We start from the raw sequence: 18,624 nt of genomic DNA on the forward strand, positions 1-18,624 counted from the left end.
ATCCTCCTCGATCACGACCTGGGGTGTCGAACGCGTCCACTGTAGACGAAATCGATTTCATGATCAACCGCGCAAATCGCGTATCACGCTGAAACCGCCGCCGTCAGGCCGACGTCGCAGCGCGGACGGGCGCGATGCTCGCCGGCTGGACTTCGTTGCGCAGCACGACGGTGCGCGCCGGCTGGTCGTCGCCGTTGATGCGCTCGAGCAGCATCTTCGCGGCCGTCACGCCCATGTGCCGTGCGGGCAGTCGGACCACCGTGACGGCGGTGGGAGTGAGAGTGGTGAACGGCAAAGACCCGACGACGGCGACGCCGATCCGCGGTGGCGTGAGTCCGTGCTCGGTCAGCACCTGGATCGCGCCCACCCCGAGGAGGTTGTTGCCCGCCACCACCGCGTCGGGCGGCTCGGGAAGCGCGAGCAGCTCCTCCATCACCGCGCGGCCGCCGTCCACTCGGAAGGTGGAGTACCGCAGCAGCTCATCGGCATCCATATCGGGGAAGTGCCGGGCGAGCACCGCGCGCCACCCCTGAGCACGCTCGTATGCCGTCTCGATGTGCTGGGGTCCGGTGATGCACGCGATGCGCCGATATCCGGCCTGCACCAGGTTCTCCGTGGCGGCCTGGCCTGCGGTGCGGTTGGCCATGACGACACCGTCGATGTCGTAGCCGGTTCCGCGGTCCACCGCCACGACCGGACGCCCCGTGGCCAGCAGCTCGTCCAGATTGGTGTGGTCGGAGGCCGCCGCCAGGATGACGCCGGCCATGTGCTCCGAGATGGCGATCTGGAGGTACGTCGCCTCCTTCTCGATCTGCGCGTCGGTGTTGCACAGCACGACCGAATAGCCGGCCTGACTGGCGACGTCTTCCACCCCGCGCGCCATCTCGGTGAAGTACGGGTTCTCGATGTCGGGGATCACCAGCGCGATGACCTCCGAGGCCTGGCGGCGCAAGGTGCGAGCAGTGCGGTTCGGTGTGAACCTCAGCTGGCGTGCAGCCTCCCTCACGGCGAGCGTCTTCTCGTCCGAGACGCCCATCCCGTTGAAGACGCGGGACACCGTCGCCGGAGACACGCCGGCGAGCTTCGCGACCTCGTAGATCGTGGCCATGTCACCTCGCTCGCCCATGCCGGCCCGCGTTGACATGCCGGTCTGCCCACCATACAGTGTTGAAATCGATTCCAACATAGCTGCTGCTGAACGAACGCCCGCGCCCTCACCGGGCGCGCCGACACGAGGACGTGCCGCCCGATGAACGCACCCCAGTTCCCCTCTTCCGACCTCTCCTCCATCGCCGCACTGCGAACGGTGCAGACGCGCTCGATCTCGCCGGAGAACTTCGACGGGACTGCCGGCGGAGGCGGTCGGGCGACGGAGGGAACGGGCGCGTCGTGCGCGCGGGACCTCGGTCCGGGATGGAAGATCTCGCCGAGCGTGGACGTCAAGGCGGGAGAGACGTTCGAACTCGCAAGTATCCAGGGCGGGGGGAAGATCACCCACATCTGGATCACGACGCACACCGACAACTGGCGCACGCTGATCCTGCGCGCGTATTGGGACGGCGCCGAGGAGCCTGCGGTGGAAGTGCCCTACGGCGACTTCTTCTGCAACGGCTGGGGTGTGTTCGCACAGGTGAACTCGCAGGCGATCGCCGCGAACCCGAACGGCGGCTTCAACTCGTACTGGCCGATGCCCTTCCGGGACGGCGCCCGGCTCACGATCGAGAACACGTCCGTCGTGGACGTGCGCGTGTACTACCAGGTGACGTACGAGATCGGCGGGGACTATGCGAACGAGGGCTATTTCCACGCGCAATGGCGACGGTCGAACCCGCTCGAGGAGCTCGTGCCGCACACGATCCTGGAGGGCATCGAGGGTCGCGGTCAGTACGTGGGCACCTACATCGCGTGGGGTGTGAACTCGAACGGCTGGTGGGGCGAGGGCGAGATCAAGTTCTACCTCGACGACGACACCGATTACCCGACCATCTGCGGCACCGGCACCGAGGACTACTTCGGCGGTGCGTGGAACTTCGACATCCCCGGCAAGGGCTACACCGAGTTCTCGACGCCATATCTGGGGATGCCGCAGGTGATCCGGCCCGACGGGCTCTACGTGTCGCAGCAGCGGTTCGGCATGTACCGGTGGCACCTGCTCGATCCCATCTTCTTCCGAACCGGCATCCCGAAGGTCGACATCCAGGCGCTCGGCTGGCGCAGCGGCTGGCGTTACCTCCCGCTGCGCGACGACATCGCCTCGACCGCCATGTTCTACCTCGACCGGCCGACGGCTCGCCGCCCCAAGACGCCGAGTGCCGACGACATGGAGGTGCACCTAGGATCCGCTCCTGTGCCTGACATCGGCGCCACTCCCCCGCGCGCACCGCGGGACTGAGGGCGCATCTGGAGAATGCTCTTCTCTCTCACCGGAGCGAGCGGGTCGGGCAAGTCCTCGGTCCTCCCGTACCTCGCCGAAGTCGACTGGGGTGCCGACGTCGAGTGCGTCGAGTTCGACTCGATCGGTGTGCCTGACGGCGCCGACACCGCCTGGCGGCATGACGCGATCGAGTTCTGGCTGCAGCGCGGACGGGAAGTGCAGGAGCGCGGCGGGCACCTCGTGTTGTGTGGCCAGGTTGCGATGGGAGAGCTGCTGGCCGCCCCGTCGGCGGATCGGCTCGAGCGCATCGCGGTGTGCCTGCTGCATTGTTCGCCGAGTGCGCGGACCGCGCGGCTGCTGCGCCGCGGCGAGGATCCGGCGTCGATCGTTCATCACGTCCGGTTCGGCGAGTGGCTCCGCGCCCATACCCGTGATCCTGCGCACGCGCCCGAGGTGATCCAGGTTCCGAGCAAGGTGCCCATGCAGTGGTCTCGATGGACGGACCTGCCGCCGGGCGATCCGGCATGGCGTGCGGAGGTCATCGACAACGACTCTCTGACCCCTGCGGAGACCGCACTCGTCGTCGAGCGCTGGATTCGGCGCGAACTCGGGTGATGTCGTCTTCCGCGGCAAGCAAGGCGGCGGCCGCCGTCACGCAGGCCGCCCCATCAGGACCCGGTCTCGGTCCATCGAGTCAGGCGACGGGGCGGAAGCGTTTGGGTGGTCGCTCCAGATCCGTCCATGCGTATCGCAGGGCGAGGCGTGCGGGAAGGGTGACGGGCTCACCCGCCCGCGCGCGCGAGCCCACGCACGGTGGTGCGCAGCACGTAGAGGCTCGTCGTGGCGGTGATGTACAGGATGTTGCGGCGAGGTCCGCCGAATTCGAGGTTGGCCACGGTCTCCGGCAACGGAATGCGGCCGATCAGCGTGCCGTCGGCGTCATGGCAGCGGACCCCGTCCTCGGCGGCCACCCACAGCCGGCCGAGCGCATCGATGCGGATGCCGTCGTAGACCACGTCGGCATCCGCGATGCGCTCCGGGGCGCCGGTCGAGCCGTCGGAGCGGACCTCGGCGCGCCAGATCGCCGGCGTACCGCTGTCGGTGACGTAGACGGTGGTGCTGTCGGGGCCGAAGGCGATGCCGTTGGGCTGGTCGAGTTCGCCCAAGAGCAAGGCGATCGAGCCATCCGGGTCGACGCGATACACGCCGCGCACCGGCTGCTCCGGCGAGGCGGCGACGCCTTCGTAGTCGCTCATGATGCCGTACGTGGGATCGGTGAACCAGACGGAGCCGTCGCTGTGGACGGCGACGTCGTTCGGGCTGTTCAGCGGCGCGCCGTTGAAGGCGTCTGCGACGACGCTCGTCGAGCCGTCGTGCTCGAGTCGCGCGACTCGGCGACCGCCGTGCTCGCACCAGACGAATCGGCCCTGCGCATCGACGGTGCGGCCGTTCGCAAAGCCGGATGCCGCATCGACGACGTCGACGCGCCCGGTGCGCTCGTCGAAGCGCAGCACGCGTTCGTTCGGGATGTCGCTGAAGAGCACGAAGCGATGCGCCGGGTGATATGCCGGGCCCTCCAGCCAGCGACCGCCGTCGAATACGCACTCGATGCAGCGGTCGCCGCCGACGTCGGCGAACCGCTCGTCGAAGGACTCGTAGACCGCCGCCAGCCGCTCAGCTGCCATCCGCCCGCCTTCCTTGTCTGCCCGTGCTTCGGGCATCCGGATCATCAGCCCCATCCTAGAAAGCTCCGGTCCCCCGTCAGACGGCCTGGCATACCGACCCGGTGCCATCGCCTCCGGGCTCCCTGCCGCCTCGGACGTGCGCACGTGGCGCCCGCCGACCGTCCCGCGGGTCGGTCGGCGGGCGTGTCCCGCGACTTACGGCTTGCCGGGCTTGTCGGGCTTGCCCGGCTTCTCGGGTTTGCCGGGCTTGTCGGGGAACTCCGGCCGCGGCGGGCGCGGGTCGTAGTGCACGGCCGTGAGGGTGAGCTGACAGCCTGCGCACGAGGTGAGGATGGCCCGGTCGGCGGTGGCGGATGTCGCGACCACGAGCTGCGAATCGGTCCGCGACGCGTCGCGCCGCACGGTCGCCGCGAAGGAGAGCTCGAGTGTCTGGCCCGACGGGATCGCCCCCGACCACCGCAGCGTCGTGCCGTCGAGCACGGCCGCTCCGATCGACGCGTGGAGCGAGGCCGCGTTCAGGGTCGCATCGTCGACGAGCCCTGCGAGGTCGACCGCGAGTGCGACGCCCTCGGCGCCGGCGCTGTCGGTCGATGCCTTCACGGTGTACGTGACGACGTCGTCGCGGACCACCTCGGTGCCCGCCGCCGGGTCGGACGACACCGACACCGTCAGCCCCGGCAGCTGCTCCTTCGCCTTCACCAGCGAGAGGTCGTCGATCTGCACCCAGCGGTCGCCGTTCAGGTGCGTTCCCACGAACGCCTGCACCTGGGTGCGGTCACCGCTGTGGAACGTCACCGAGTAACGCGTGTACGCACCGACCGCCTCGAACGTCGTCTCGCCGATCGTCGCGCCGCCGGCGCCGAGCTCGCGGACGCCGATCGATCCCTGGGCCGGCGTGCCGCCGGTGACCACGAAGCCCGTGAACGTGTACGTCGTGTTCGGCTCGACCGCGACATCCTGGTGGATGTCGATCCAGCCGGTGTTGTGCCGCATCCATCCCTGCTTGCTGCCGCCGTGCGCCCACGCGTGGTTGATGTCGATGCCGCAGTTGCCGGTGCAGGCCCACGGCGCCGGCATGGTGCCGTCGACGGCGCGCTCGAAACCCGGGTCTTCGATGAGGTTCGGGTTGACGACGGCGCCGCTCTCATCGATCTCGGCGCGCATCAGGTAGACGTTGTACGGATCCCACTGCGACAGCGCGAAGTAGAGCTCGCCGTCCGCCGACCACGGGTGCAGGAAGCCGCCGTAGAGCCCGGGGAAGTCGGCGAAGCTCGCGAGCCGCTGCCGGTCGCTCCACGGACCCTCGGGCGAGTCCGCCGTGCGCAGCACCACGTCGAGGTTCTCGTCGAGGTACGTCATGAGCCAGCCGCCGGTGTACTCGCTGTACTGCACGGACAGTTCCGCGACGTTCGGCGGCACGATCGCCGCCGCCGCGGTCTCATCCGCTCCCCAGGTCGTGCCGTTCCAGTACGAGTACGCCGTCTTGTCGAGGATCTGGGCCTCGGGCACACGTGCGACGTGCGCCGCACCGAACCGACCGTTGGGCGTTCCGAACATGTACACGTACCCGTCGTGCCGTTCGAAGGCCACCATCTGGAACGGGTCCTGCCCGTCGGGGGTGTTCGTCCACTGCGGCCCGTCGGTCGAGTTCCACGTCTGACCGTTGTCGTCGGAGTAGGCGATGCGGCTGAAGTTCGTGTCCCAGGCGCCCGGCGGCCCCCATTGGCGCACGGACATGAAGGCGAGGTACTGACGGTCACCTACCGCGATGCCGGCGGTCGGGATCGTCGTCATCTCCTGCCCGTTGATCTTGAGGGAGGGGATGATCTCACCGGCATGGCCGGGGGCGTCTTCCACAGCGGAGTCGAACGTCATGCCGTCCGACAGCTCGGTGTCGCTGCTGCGCAGCAGCACGTTCGACCGCCAGTCACCGCCCCCGCCGCCCGGGCCGGTCCAGTCGCCGAACGTGTCGCCGAACGCCGTGAGGATCTCGCCGTCGCCGTTGTCCCACATGATGCCGAGGTCCGTGCCTGTCACCTTCCAGGCGGCATCGGTCGCGCTGGTCGACTTCGGGCCGGTCATCTTGGCGACGACGACCGCCGGCGAATGATCCGGGGATGCCGCGGCCACGGCATCCTCGTCTCCGGCCGCGGCCGCCCCCGCACCCGCGAGGGATCCGATGAGGAGCGCCACGGTGGTGACCGCGATCGCGACGGGTGTTCGCATGACGTGCTGCCTTTCTGACACGGTCCGGACCGTCGGACGGCCTACTTGAGGCCGGCCATCTTGATGTTTCCGATGATCTGGCGCTGGAAGATGAGGAACAGGATGATCACGGGCGCGGCCGCGAGCACTGACCCGGCGATGAGAAGTCCGAGCTCGGTGCTGCGCTCGGAACGGAACGTCGCGAGGTACTGCTGCACGACGAACTGGTCGGGGGAGGTGATCGTCATGATCGGCCACACGTACGAGTTCCAGTACGCCAGGAACGCGGTGATGCCCATCACGACGAACGGCGGCTTGGACAGCGGCAGGAAGAGCTTGGTGAAGATGCGCAGGCGACCGCAGCCGTCCAGCATCGCCGCCTCCTCCAGACTCGACGGGATGCTGAGGTAGAACTGCCGGATGAAGAAGATCATCCCGGCGCTGGCCGCGCCCGGGATGACCAGGACGGCGAGCGTGTCGAGCATCTGGAGGTTCGTCACGACGATGAAGCTCGTGAGGAGGATCGTCATCCCGGGAATGAACATCGTCGTGATGACGATCACCCAGAGCGTGCGCTTGAAGCGGAAGTCCAGGCGCGCGAACGCGTAGGCGGCGAGTGAGTTCACCGCGAGCGCCAGCACGGTGAAGAGCACGGCACCGAGGAACGTCCACGCCATCGTTCGCGTGAACGTGGGGTCGGCGAGGATCTGGACGTAGTTCTCCCAGCGCCACACCTCGGGGAAGAACTGGAACGGGGTCTGGATGACCTCGGTCTTCGCCTTGAACCCCGCGATCACCATCCAGGCGAGGGGGAACAGCGCGGCGGCGACGAAGACGATGCCGATGATCGCCTTGCCGACGGCGTAGAACCACCAGGTGAAGTCGCGGTGGGGACGGCGCTGGGCGGCGGGCACCGTCGTGACCGGGGCATCCTGAACAGCGGTCACGTCAGTCCACCAGCCTCTCGGAGTTGACGAATCGGAACACCAGCGCCGAGACCGTGCCGAGCACGACGAACAGCAGCAGCGCGGCCGCGATCGAGTACCCGACGTTGATGTCGTTGCGGAAGTGGTTGAAGATGAACAGGTTCGGCAGCGTGGTCGAATTCAGCGGCCCGCCGCCGGTCATGACCAGCGGCAGCTCGAACTGCTGGATCGCCGCCACGAACCCCGTGATGAGCAGGTAGAGGAAGACGTTCTTCATCTGCGGAAGCGTGATGAACCGCGTCTTGTCCCACCAGTTCGCGCCCTCCATCGCTGCCGCCTCGTAGTACTCGGTGGGGATGTCGACCATGGCGGCGACCATGATCAGCGACGTCAGCCCGATCCCCAGCCAGATGGCGGGGATCGCGATGGCCAGCAGCGCCCACGCGGGATCGCCGATCCAGGCGATCGGCTCGACGCCGAACCCGCCGATGGCCGCGTTGAGGATGCCGCCGGAGTAGTTGTAGATCAACACGAAGATGATCGAGGTGATCACCGACGAGATGATCGTCGGGATGTAGATGCTCACCTTCAAGACCCCGGCGAACCAGCGCGAGACGCTGACGACCAGGCTCGAGAAGAAGAAAGCCAGGAGGAGCATCGGCGGCACCGTCATCGCGACGAACACGAAGCCACGACCGATCGACTCCCAGAACAGCGGGTCGCTCAGGACGTTCGTGTAGTTGCGCCAGCCGACGAAGGCGGGGTCCTTGTAGAAGCTCCAGTCCTGGAAGGACAGATAGGCGGCGTAGATCGCGGGCCAGATCACGAAGATCCCCAACAGCACCACTGCAGGAAGGATCAGCAGGTAGGCGATCCGCCCGTCGCGATACCGGAATCTGTCGTGCCGGCGCTTGTCGTGCCGGCGACCGGGGAGAACCATCGTCTCCGTCTCGGTCATCATCGTCTGCGTCGCGGTCATTTCCTCACCTCGCTGTGGTCCGAGCCGGCGCAGGTCCGGAGGCCGATCGCATCGGCCCCCGGACCCGATCCTTCGCTAGGACTTCGGCGCCTTGCTGGGCAGGTCGTCGCGCTGGATCACCGTGTTGATGGCATCCTCCGCCGTCTTGATGGCGTCGTCCGTCGACGCCGCGCCCTTCATGACCGACTCCATCGCCGTGCCGACCGCCAGCGACACGTCCCAGGGGTAGGTGGGCTCGGGGATCGCGGTGGGCACGATGTCGTTCATCACGATCGAGGACCACGGCGCGTCGGCGCTTGCCTCATCGGCCGAGACGGCGTCCTGGACCGACTGGCGCACGGGCACCTTCGTGAACTGGGTGTCGACGAAGAAGGGGACCAGCAGCTCGGGATCGCCCGCCAGCGCCCAGGTCAGGAAGTCGGCGGCGGCCTGCGCGTTCTTCGACTTGGCGTCGATGACCCACCGGAAGTTGCCGAGCGTCGTGGCCCCGCGACCATCGGCGTCCGCGGCGTTCGGGAACGCGCCGATGCCGGTCTTGGGAAGGACGTCGGAGTAGTCCGAGCCGATCTCCGACATCATCCACGAGCCCGAGACCTTGAACGCGACCTTCTCCTCGCCGAAGTCCTTGCCGCCGACGTACACGTCCAGCGCCTGCTGAGCCATGTAGCCCTCGTCCCACAGCGTCTTGTAGTTCTCCATGAGCTGCCGGTAGCCGTCGTCGTCGATGTCGGGCGCGGTCCAGTCCTCGTTGAGCGCGGTGTGGCCCGAGAAGTTGTACTGCTGACCGACCGACGACCACGCGAAGGTCACCGCGTCACTGGCCGGCGAGATGCAGTACTGCCCGTCCGCGAGCGTCGGCTTGATCGCCGCGCACATGTCGAACAGCTCGTCCCACGTGGTGGGGCCGGTCTCGGGGTCGAGCCCCGCGGCCGACAGCAGGTCCTTGTTCCAGAACAGCACGGTCTGCGGTTCGAGGAGCAGCGGGTAGGCGTAGTACTTTCCGTCGATCTGCGAGATCGGCTGCGCGGGTTCGATGATCTCGTCGAGCTTGTCCTCGGGGACGAGCCCGTTGAGCTCGTGGAGCTGCCCTGCGTTGACGGCGTCGGTGATGCTCGCCGAGAACGTGTAGATGTCGGGCGCCTTGCCCGCCGCCTGAGCGGACTTCATCTTCTGATCCCAGGCATCCGCGGGCGCCTCCGTGTCGACGACCTTGATCTCGTCCTGCGACTCGTTGAACTGCTTGACGATGTTCGCGTACCACTCGTTCTCGACCGGCGTGAAGGTGCGGTGCCAGAACTGAACCGTGGTGACGCCGCCCTCACCGGCGTCACCTCCGCCACCGGCACTGCAACCGGCCAGGATGGTGCCGGCGGCAGCGGCTGCCGCGACGGCGATCAGGAGCCTGCTGTTTCTCTTGTGCATTCGTCCCTCCTCAGGAACACGACTCTGCGATGAGTCGGAGCTGTGGCCGGCCAGGAAGCCCGGTCTGAGCCGAACGGGCGATGCCGCCGTCGTGCGGATCGCCGGTGATCTCGTCCTCGGCCAGCGTAGGCGAAATCGATTTCATGCGCAATGGGTGCTCACGTCGATCTCGTTGGCTGCTCGGTGCGCCGCCAGAACGGCGATGTCACCGGGTCCGCGCGGAGGGTCGCCTGTCCGGCCCGGGCCGGCGTCCGAGCCAGGCGTTGAATCGATTTCACCCATCACCCGAAAATCGCCCGTCAGGAGGCCTTATCCAGGTCGACGGAGAACCAGAAGACGTTGTACGGGCCCCACAACGACATGCTGAAGAAGATGCGCCTGCCCCCCTCGGTGACGTAGCGCGGATTCAGGTACGGCGAGTACAGGCCCGGGTAGTCGGCCGCCGAGGCCAGCAGCACCGGCTCGTCCCAGGGGCCCCAGGGCGTGAGCCCCTCGCGGATATAGGCGTTCCCGCCATCCGAGTAGGTCATGATCCAGCGCTCGAGGTAGTCCGACCACATCACCGACAGCTCGCCGATGGTTCCCTCGACGACCAGTTCCGCGGCATCCATATCGGCATCCCACCGGGGTTCGCCCTCCGGGTCGGCGCCGGCGAAGTACGAATAGGCGTCGGCGTCCTCCACCGCCTCTTCGGTCGCCGGCACGCGCATCAACGCGACCCCGCCGAAGCGCCCCGCGGGGATCGCCCACAAGTACACGAACGGCCGGCCGCCGTCCGACACGATCACCGGCGCGACCTGGATGAAGTTCGAGTCGCCGGGCCACCGCGGACTCTCCAGGGCGGTCCACGTCTCACCGCGATCGGTGGACTTCACGAGACCCGCGTAGTTCGCATCCCACGCCCCGGGCTCGCCCCAGTGCGAGACCGACATGTACGAGACGTAGAGACTGTCGCCGATGGCGAATCCATGCGTCGGGATCTTGGTGACCTCACCCTCGCCGTCGTTGCTGTCGTGCTCACCTTCGATGAGAGGTTGCGCCCATCCCAGTTCGTCGGTCGGCGTCCATCCGTCGAAGGAGATGCCGTCCGACGGATCGGCGTCGGTCGTCCATGCCGCGGCGTTCGACCTCCAGATGCCGCCTTGACCGCCCACCGCGTCCGGGGCCCGCTCCCCGAACGTGTCGCCGAAGAAGAAGTACGTGCGGTCGCCGAGGTTCGTCATGGATCCGAGGTCGGTTCCGGCGACGGCCGCCGATTCGGTGTCGTTCATGCCGTCCGGCCCGGTCAGCTGCGCGATCTCGGTGAGGTTCGACACCCCCTCGAGGACGAACGGCTTCTCCTGGCTCGTGTCCACGACCGGCATCGTCGGCGAAGCCGTGCAGGCGGCCATCCCGATCAGCAGGGAACCGGATGCCGCTGCCGCGGCGATGCGGAAGACACGGCGAGGGCGCGATGCGGTCATGATCCTCCTCGATCGCCTGTCACGATACGACGAATGCCGCTGTTCGCGAAATCGATTTCATGTCTTCGTCTCGTCCGCCGGGTACGCCAGAGGGGAAGACGGCCCCAGCCCGTCTTCCCCTCTGGCCCTCAGATCACGCCCGGCGGCGGCGTCGTCCCCAGATGAGCACCGCGCCGGCAAGAACCGCGATCGAGGCCACTCCCGCCATCACCGACACCATCGCGGCGTCGGCTCCGGTGACCGCGAGTCCCGGGTCGATGACGAGTTCGTTCTCCAGCGCGAGGGCAGCCGTCGCACCGGGTTCCCCGGCGACCGTCACGACGGCGACCGGGTTGCCGTTCTGCGTGCTCACCGTGACGTCGTCATCGGCCGAGCTCCACTGCGCGCCGGCCCACCGAACCTGGTCGGCGAGGGTGGCGGCGCGCTCTTCGACGCGCACCTCGGTGCCCAGTGGCAGGTCGTCCACGACGAGCGGAACACCCGCCGTCAGCTTGATGTCGAGCGTCTGCTGCTCGCCGAGCAGGTCGGTCCAGCTCACCGTCACCGGGAACGCGGTTCCGGTGGAACGGGCCGCGCCCTCCCCGGTGAGGGACTTGGTGATGGTGACACTTCCGAGGGAGGTGACGGCGGTGTTGACGAGCGACACCTCCGCGACGTCGGCCGCGGCGATCGTGACCACGGCCGTCGCGTCCTCGGCAGCGTCGACGCGCTCACCGCTCCACGTCGGGTCGGCCCAGGTGAAGCGCGCACTGTCGTCGAGGGCGGTCTCGGTCAGGGTCACCTCGGTGCCGTGCGGCAGCTCCTGCGGGAACTCCACGACCGTGCCGTCGGTGGGCACCGAGATCTCGGCCGACTGCTGGTCACCGCCCTCGGTCCAGGTGGCGATCACGGTCACCGTCTCGGGCACGTCCGGGTCGTCCAGCAGGACGCCCTCGATGCTCTTGGAGATCGAGAAGGTGCCGGGAGCCCAGGTGGCCTCATTGACCACCGTCACGAGGCCGACCGTGCTCTGCTGGTCCGACACGACGACCGTGGCCGAGCCGTCGCCGTTGTCGTCGACGTTGTCGCCGGAGATCGTGATCGATCCCCACACGACGGTGTCGATCTCGGGAGCGGCTCCCTCGGTGATCGTCACGACCGTGCCGGCGGGCAGATCCTCGCCCAGGGGCGTGGGCTCGACGGCGTTGATCTCGAGGTCGCGGGACTGCTCGACCCCGTCCTCATCGGTCCAGGTGGCGGTGATGGGGAACTCCGTGGCGGGGTCCACCTCACCGGCTGCCGCCCCGGCGATGCCCTTGATCAGCGTGATGCCCGCGGTCGACGTTGCCGCATGGTTCTCGAGGGTGACCGTCGCACCGGCATCCCGGCCCACCGTCACCACCGCCGACGGACCGTCGGCAGTCACACCGGTGCCCGACCACACGGGCGCGCCCCAGGCAATGCTCGAGCCGTCAACGAGGGGCGTCTCGGTGAGGGTGACCTCGGTGCCGATCAGGAGGCTCTCACCGAAGGGCACCGGTGTGCCGTCGGTGGGCAGGGTCAGGGTCTTCGACCCCGGCGTGCCTTCTTCGTCCCAGCTCGCCGTCACGGTCACGGTGTCGGGCACCGCGGGGTTGTCGGCCTGCTCCCCTGTCACGACCTTGACGAGGGAGAAGGTCCCGACGGTGCGTTCGACGCTGTTGGTGACGGTGACCGCCGCCGGCTGGGAGGCGTGCGCGGGTGTGACCACGACGCTCGCCGGAGTGAAGACCGGAGCCGCCCACGTCAGGGTGTCGTCGTCGGCGGGGCGCGCCTCGGTGAAGTTCACCGTCGCGCCGATCGGGACCTCGTCCAGGGTGACCGGCTCACCGACGGTCAGGTCGACGACGCGGTCGGGCTGCGCGGGGAATCCGGCACCGAGCGCGGTGGTGTCGATGGATGCCGTGACCTGATACGTGCGGTCCGGGTCGACGAGGTTCGCCGCACCGCCCTGCAGTGCCTTCGCGACGCTGACCGACCCGAGAAGCGCCTCGTTCGTCAGTGTCACCGAGACGTTCACACCCGGGTTGATGGTTGCCGTGGCGACGGTGCCGTCCGCGCTCACCGAGACGCCGGGTCCCTCCGCGAACTCCGGCGCGCCGAAGGTCACTCCGGGGATCGCAGGGAAGGTGGGCTCGGTCAGCTCGACCTTCCATCCGGTACCGCGCGCGTTCAGTCCGCTGACCGGTGCGCCGCTGAGCGGCACCTGCAGGTCGTATTCGTTCTGCGTCACGTTGGCGGGGTCGATCTCGCGGACGTGCACCGTGAAGGCGGCGTCATCGGGCACGAACTCGGCGCCCGGTGTGTCGGCCAGCACCTTGTCGATGGCGACCGACCCGCGGGTCACGCCCTGGCCGGTGCCGCTGCCGCTGTTGTTCTGCGTGATGCTGGACGTGAAGTTGATGCCCGAACCGGTGAGGTCGTTGGAGTAGACGGTGCCCCGGGCATCCATACCGCCGCTGGTCGTGCAGGTCGTGTACGTGATGACGTACTGGTACTCGCGTGAGAAGCCGTCGCTGGTCCCCGTCGGGATCGGCAGGTTGGTGGCCTCGATGTCGAACGTGAGGACGTTGCCGGCGAGCGTCGCCTGCGTGTCACCGGTGAGATCGACGGTGGCGAGACCGCCGTTCTGGATCTGGTCGCGCGCCTCGACCTTCAGCCGCAGCTGCGCCGGCAGTCCGCCGGAGGGGTCGCCCGCCTCGCAGACACTCTGCGACGCCGAGAACGTGTCGGTCAGCGTCAGCACGTCGTCGATGTTCTCGATCATCTCGCCCGGGATGGTGACCACCCAGTCGAGGGTCGTCTGGGGCATGTGCTGCACGCCGTCGATCGTGACCGCCGTCGTGTTGATGCGTCCGGACTTGCCCTGGGTACGGGCCGGAACCGTCGCCTGGGTGCTGGCGACCTGACCGTCGACGTCGACCTGGTTTGCATAGGCCGTACCACCGGAAGGAAGGTCGGTCGAGGTGACACAGGTACGGTACGTGATGACGTACCGGTAGTCCGAGGCCTTGAACTGGAACGACGGGTTGCTGATGTCGTACCGTACCCGGAACGTCTGCGCCGAAGACGACAGCGTGGTCGCGGTGAGCGAACTGGTGATGTTCTGCGACATCTGGCTGCTCGGGCCGTAGCGCTCGGTGATCTGGATGCCGCTGATCGTGTCGGCGCACAGCTGGTGCCCGGCACCGAGCGTCTCGGTCAGCGTGAACCCGTTCTTGCCGACGAGCTGGTCACCGGGAACGACGACGGTCCACGCCACCTCTCCGTTGCGGTCGGCACCGCCCAGGACACTGCCGGACTTGGTGAGCGAGGACTGCCAGGGCAGGTTCTCGACGTGTCCGACGCCGGAGCCGGCAGAGCCCCATCCCTCGATCTGCGCCGAGTTCTCGTACGTGGTGCCGGGCGGATCGATCTCGCCGTCCACGGTGCAGGTCTGGTAGGTCACGCGATAGGTGACGTTCGCGTCGAAGCCGCTCGTCGGAGCGGTGAGCACGACGGTGAAGTCGGTCTGGCCCGGCGCGGGGGCGGTCGTCACCAGGTTGGTGACGTCGACGACCGTCGAGCCGCGCACCGTCTCGACCTTCAGGCCCGTCGGGGTGCACAGCTGGTGGCCGGCGCCGAGGGTGTCACGGAGGGTCACGGTGCTCTGGCCGGCCATGTTCGCGCCGGGGATGTCGACCGTCCACGTCATCGACCAGTTGTTCTGGTTCATGACACCGGACTTGGTCACCTCGCCGGGAAGCACGATGCCGTCGTCGATGCCGCCGCCGCCCGGGAGGTTGACGGGGACCTGGGCGCCGTTGAGATCGAAGGTCACCTGGTTCGCGGTGGTGGCCTGCACCGCCTCGATGTCGAACTGCCAGGTCCCCTGGACGAGCTCGGGCGCCAAGAGCACGGCATCCGTCAACGTACAGGTTGCGATGCTCGTCGCCGGGTCGGTGAGGCAGTTGCCCCACACCACGGGGTTGCCGTTCAGCTCGCCGTTCAGCTGGAACGGGATGGCCTGCGGGAACTCGAACTCGGGAGGCAGACCGATCGTGAAGGTGTCGCCCTCCTGCGGGTTCGCCGCGCGCGCGTCCCAATCGCCCGACACCGTCAGCGTGTCGCCGACCGTCGCCTGCTGATCGGCGGGCGCGATGGTGACGTCGCCCACGAGGATGGCGGGGTTCGGAGCGGCGGAGGCCGCGGTCGGCACGGCGACCAGTGCCACGAGGGCGAGGCCGATCGCTCCGATCGCGGCCGTCAGGCGTTGCACGGGCAAGCGAAGACGTCGCGACCGATGACCCGGCGAATGAGACGAAGACAAGGCACTCTCCTCTGTTGCGAACAGCCAGCGGGCGCGCATGACGACCACACCTGTGACAGCACCAGAGACACTCCCCCGAGTGGTGCGACAGGTGACAGCCGCGAACCCAGCCCAAAATGCCCGGTTGCACGGCGATGACCACGGCGATCCTCAGATCGCTCGAGCAGCCCCCCCGCGTTCCTCCCCGCGCACCGGCGTCGCGAAGGCGACGCCGCCTACCTTTCTAGCGCAAAGAGACACCCCGTATGCGAAATTTCACCCGGTCTTTCACCCGGTGGATCACCCGGTGCACCTCTGCGCGATCACCCCAGGTCGGTCAGCAGATGGTGCGCGGCGGCTGCCGCGATGGCCTCCTCACGGCCGGCCGCACCCAGCTTGCGGTAGATGCTCTTGACCTGCGTCTTGACCGTGTTGGGCGAGACACCGAGTTCCTCTGCCACGGCCGACAGGGGCTGGCCCGTGGTGAGCGACCGCAGCACGACGAGCTCACGATCGGTGAGCGGAGGGATGCTGGCCGAGTCCGGCAGCACCGACTCCACCGGTTCGATCTCACACATGGATGTCGTCGCGAGAAGCTCCTGCACCGCGCGTGAGTCCGCCGGTGGCAGCAGTGCGAGGGGGAAGCGAAGTCCGCGTTCGCACAAGTGAGCCGCGACGCTGGACACCTCGTTCTGCGCCGCCGCGTGCCCACCGGTGCGCAGCAGGGCCGCCAGACGCAGCAGTGACGCCGAAGCACTCAGCCTGGCGTTGGTCGGGCGCACCCGCGACTGGCCGAGGATGCGCAGCGTGTCTCGGGGCCGGCCGTCCACGAGGGCGACGCGGGCACGTTCCACGATGGTCTCGAAGCGGTCTTCGGGGGCATCCTTGTGAAGGACGGCCTTCGCCGCCTGCGTCTTGCCCTGCGCGAGATCGAGGACGGTCCGCACCCGTGTGAGAGCACGGCGAGCACTGGCGCTGTGGCCCTCCCTCCCCCGCAGCTCGACGAGGGACTCCAGCTGAGCCGCCCCCAGTGCGGCACGCCCGAGCCGCACCGAGACCAGTGCCTCCACGGTCGCCATCGCGATCCAGTGCTCGCTCGTGGCATGGTGCGGCGCGAACTTGGCGACGTGCTCGGCGGCGCGCAGGCCGTCGGATTCCTCCAGCGCGAGCACCGCCTCTGCGATCCGGTAGAACGTGCCTTGGTAGCCATCGAGGTAGCGCCGGCTCCACCCGCCCTCCCTGACGAGCCGCACGTAGTGGCGAGCCTCCGGCAGGTCGCCGTTGAGCGCGTGGATGCCGCCGAGCATCGAGAGGTTGCTGATCGCATGCTCGACCTCGCCGGCGGCGGCCACCGCGGCACCGTACGCGAAGCACTCGATGGCTTGACGCTGGTCACCGCCGTAGTACAGAGAGATCCCGAGCTGTGCGCACAGGAGCGGCACCTGGTTCGCGTACGGCTCCTTGTCCTCCTCGGGGGTGTCCGACAGCAGGCGAAGCGCCCGCACCGCGACGTTGGCGGCGCGCTCGTGCATGCCCAGAACGCGCAGGGCGACGCTCTCGGCGACCCAGATGAACAGCCGCTCGGTCGTGCTGAGGTCGGCGCGGGAGGAATTGGCGGCGGCGACGGCCATCCGGAACAGCTGCAGCCCCCGCAGCCGGCGGACCCGCACCGCGTTGTAGCAGACGGCGAGAAGCATCAGCAGGAGCGGCTCGTCTCGCAGCTGCGAGAGCGGGATGCCGCCGAGCACGCTGCGCACCGTGCCGCCATGGTTCAGCAGGTCGAACCATGACGCGGTCACGACGCGTCGCGCCAACGCGAAGTCGCCGCCCTCGATCGAGACCCGCAGCGCGTGGTCCGGGCGAGCGTGGCGCAGCGACCACTCGACGACCGCCGTGCGCAGCACGGGCAGATCCGCGGGAAAGCGCCGCTCCAGCTCCCGCCGCAGCAGCATCCGCGCGAAGGGCGCGAATGAGAAGACTCGTCCACCGCGCGCGTGGGTCCACGTTCCGAAGCCGTAGCGCTCGGCCTCGTCGAGGTACCGGGTGGCGCGCGGGTCGACGCTCAGCTCACGGGCCAGTGACTCGTCGACGACGTCGGCAGCGCTGATCCGCACCAGCGCGGAGATGAGCGACGGATCGTAGCCGGAGCGTACGACCCGGATCCTCATGTACTCCTCGACCGCCTCCACCGCCTCGTCCAGGACCGAGGGGTGGTCGACCATGGAGCGCTTCATGAGCGCATGGATGACCGCCGGGAACCCGTTGGTGATCGCGAGCACCTTGCGGGCCGCTTCGCCGTCGACCCCCAGCGCGCGCCGCACCTCTTCCTCGTCGAACATCAACTGCGACGGCGTGATGAGCTTGCGGTCGATCATGAGCGTGACGCCGTCGTCGTCGAGCATGGTGCGCCGGTTCGCGGCGGCGATCACCCGCAGGGTCGGTACGCGCGTGAGCGTCTCGCAGAGATCGACCAGCGCCTCCCGGCTCAGGATCGCCGCGTCGTCGACGACGATGGTGAGCGGCTGTTCCTGCCCGGCCAGCATGCGGCGCACCCCGTCCCAGCTTTCTTCTGCCGGCGGCGCTCCCTGCTCCCTCGCACCGCCCAGGCGTCGGGCGATCATCCGTGCGAGCCCCACGCTGTCGGTCGCGGCGGGGTCGGCGGTGATCCACAGCACTCGGTCGCTCGTTCGCTGAACCCACTCGTGCAGTACGACGGTCTTCCCGGCGCCGCACGCGCCGCGGACGACGGTGAGCGGTGCGGCATCCTCCAGGAGGTCGGTCACTCGCGGTCGGGCGATGACGTCCGCCGGGACTCGGGGCACTCCGACATCGAGCCGCTGTACTTGCCACACGTCGATTTCGTTTCCTTCGTCTCACCCCAGAGTTCTCTGTCTGTCACCCGATCCGCGCCCTCCCGCCCCGGAACCCGGTGAGTCGTTCCACGCTGTGGCGTCCGTTCGAACGCTCTGAGGATGCCGAGACGCCAGGGCGGCGACTCTGGCGGGTCGTCGAGCGTGCCCGCCGGCGGCCTCGGATGCGCGGTCGAACGACGCCGCTTCAGGAGCTGAGCGCTTGTGCGCTTGCGCGCGGCGGTGGATACCGCTTCGTCGGATCCGGACTGACCGAGGAATCGGGCATCAACAGTCGACGGTTCACAGCTTCCCCCCTGGAGGCTCCCGGGTGAACGCACACGCGCACCCTGAAACGTTCTTCAACGTTACCTGAGAACATTCCCATAATCGGCATCCGCGCCGTTCGGCGGTC

General features: G+C 68.2%; 11 protein-coding genes. 2 read left to right on the forward strand and 9 right to left on the reverse strand.

Features of this window, described 5'->3' with window-relative positions:
• Nucleotides 1–103 precede the first annotated feature (103 nt).
• Nucleotides 104–1,144, reverse strand: a complete 1,041-nt coding sequence (locus C9992_RS10060; RefSeq protein ID WP_235008174.1) for a LacI family DNA-binding transcriptional regulator — start codon at nt 1,142–1,144, stop codon at nt 104–106.
• 105 nt (nt 1,145–1,249) lie between these two features.
• On the opposite strand from C9992_RS10060, the gene C9992_RS10065 reads away from it, so the two are divergent.
• Together C9992_RS10065 and C9992_RS10070 are read left to right on the forward strand one after the other, a co-directional pair.
• On the forward strand, nt 1,250–2,392 hold the full coding sequence (locus C9992_RS10065; protein WP_106815479.1) for a glycoside hydrolase family 172 protein: 1,143 nt from the start codon (nt 1,250–1,252) through the stop codon (nt 2,390–2,392).
• Between the two features lie 15 nt (nt 2,393–2,407).
• Entirely contained in the window at nt 2,408–2,989 is a 582-nt protein-coding gene (locus C9992_RS10070) for a DEAD/DEAH box helicase family protein (protein ID WP_106815480.1), read from the forward strand.
• Between the two features lie 167 nt (nt 2,990–3,156).
• Here C9992_RS10070 and C9992_RS10075 read toward each other — a convergent pair whose 3' ends face one another.
• The 8 genes from C9992_RS10075 to C9992_RS10110 all read right to left on the reverse strand — a co-directional run bounded on the left by C9992_RS10075 (nt 3,157) and on the right by C9992_RS10110 (nt 18,212).
• Nucleotides 3,157–4,104: an SMP-30/gluconolactonase/LRE family protein gene (locus tag C9992_RS10075; protein WP_235008175.1), complete on the reverse strand. Its 948-nt coding sequence runs from the start codon at nt 4,102–4,104 to the stop codon at nt 3,157–3,159.
• A 150-nt stretch (nt 4,105–4,254) separates the two neighbouring features.
• Nucleotides 4,255–6,285 carry a DUF4185 domain-containing protein gene (locus C9992_RS10080; RefSeq protein WP_106815481.1) on the reverse strand — a complete coding sequence of 677 codons (2,031 nt, stop codon included), beginning with the start codon at nt 6,283–6,285 and terminating at the stop codon, nt 4,255–4,257.
• Nucleotides 6,286–6,326: 41 nt separating this feature from the next.
• Nucleotides 6,327–7,211 carry a carbohydrate ABC transporter permease gene (locus C9992_RS10085; RefSeq protein WP_106815482.1) on the reverse strand — a complete coding sequence of 295 codons (885 nt, stop codon included), beginning with the start codon at nt 7,209–7,211 and terminating at the stop codon, nt 6,327–6,329.
• A 1-nt stretch (nt 7,212) separates the two neighbouring features.
• On the reverse strand, nt 7,213–8,169 hold the full coding sequence (locus C9992_RS10090; RefSeq protein ID WP_235008176.1) for a carbohydrate ABC transporter permease: 957 nt from the start codon (nt 8,167–8,169) through the stop codon (nt 7,213–7,215).
• Between the two features lie 75 nt (nt 8,170–8,244).
• Nucleotides 8,245–9,591, reverse strand: coding sequence for an extracellular solute-binding protein (locus C9992_RS10095; RefSeq protein ID WP_235008177.1), 1,347 nt, complete (start codon nt 9,589–9,591; stop codon nt 8,245–8,247).
• Nucleotides 9,592–9,890: 299 nt separating this feature from the next.
• Entirely contained in the window at nt 9,891–11,054 is a 1,164-nt protein-coding gene (locus C9992_RS10100; protein WP_106815483.1) for a DUF4185 domain-containing protein, read from the reverse strand.
• Between the two features lie 133 nt (nt 11,055–11,187).
• Nucleotides 11,188–15,330 carry a DUF5979 domain-containing protein gene (locus C9992_RS10105; protein ID WP_106815484.1) on the reverse strand — a complete coding sequence of 1,381 codons (4,143 nt, stop codon included), beginning with the start codon at nt 15,328–15,330 and terminating at the stop codon, nt 11,188–11,190.
• Nucleotides 15,331–15,683: 353 nt separating this feature from the next.
• Nucleotides 15,684–18,212: a LuxR C-terminal-related transcriptional regulator gene (locus C9992_RS10110; protein ID WP_106815485.1), complete on the reverse strand. Its 2,529-nt coding sequence runs from the start codon at nt 18,210–18,212 to the stop codon at nt 15,684–15,686.
• Between the last annotated feature and the right edge of the window lie 412 nt (nt 18,213–18,624).

This window comes from Microbacterium timonense (assembly GCF_900292075.1).
In the GTDB taxonomy this organism is placed as follows: domain Bacteria; phylum Actinomycetota; class Actinomycetes; order Actinomycetales; family Microbacteriaceae; genus Microbacterium; species Microbacterium timonense.

Bases quoted from the DNA above. Each gene is read 5' to 3' on its own strand.
- C9992_RS10075 (WP_235008175.1), bottom strand. From the start codon at position 4,104: ATGATCCGGATGCCCGAAGCACGGGCAGACAAGGAAGGCGGGCGGATG.
- C9992_RS10070 (WP_106815480.1), top strand. From the start codon at position 2,408: ATGCTCTTCTCTCTCACCGGAGCGAGCGGGTCGGGCAAGTCCTCGGTC.
- C9992_RS10090 (WP_235008176.1), bottom strand. From the start codon at position 8,169: ATGACCGCGACGCAGACGATGATGACCGAGACGGAGACGATGGTTCTC.
- C9992_RS10065 (WP_106815479.1), top strand. From the start codon at position 1,250: ATGAACGCACCCCAGTTCCCCTCTTCCGACCTCTCCTCCATCGCCGCA.
- C9992_RS10080 (WP_106815481.1), bottom strand. From the start codon at position 6,285: ATGCGAACACCCGTCGCGATCGCGGTCACCACCGTGGCGCTCCTCATC.
- C9992_RS10095 (WP_235008177.1), bottom strand. From the start codon at position 9,591: ATGCACAAGAGAAACAGCAGGCTCCTGATCGCCGTCGCGGCAGCCGCT.
- C9992_RS10100 (WP_106815483.1), bottom strand. From the start codon at position 11,054: ATGACCGCATCGCGCCCTCGCCGTGTCTTCCGCATCGCCGCGGCAGCG.
- C9992_RS10060 (WP_235008174.1), bottom strand. From the start codon at position 1,144: ATGTCAACGCGGGCCGGCATGGGCGAGCGAGGTGACATGGCCACGATC.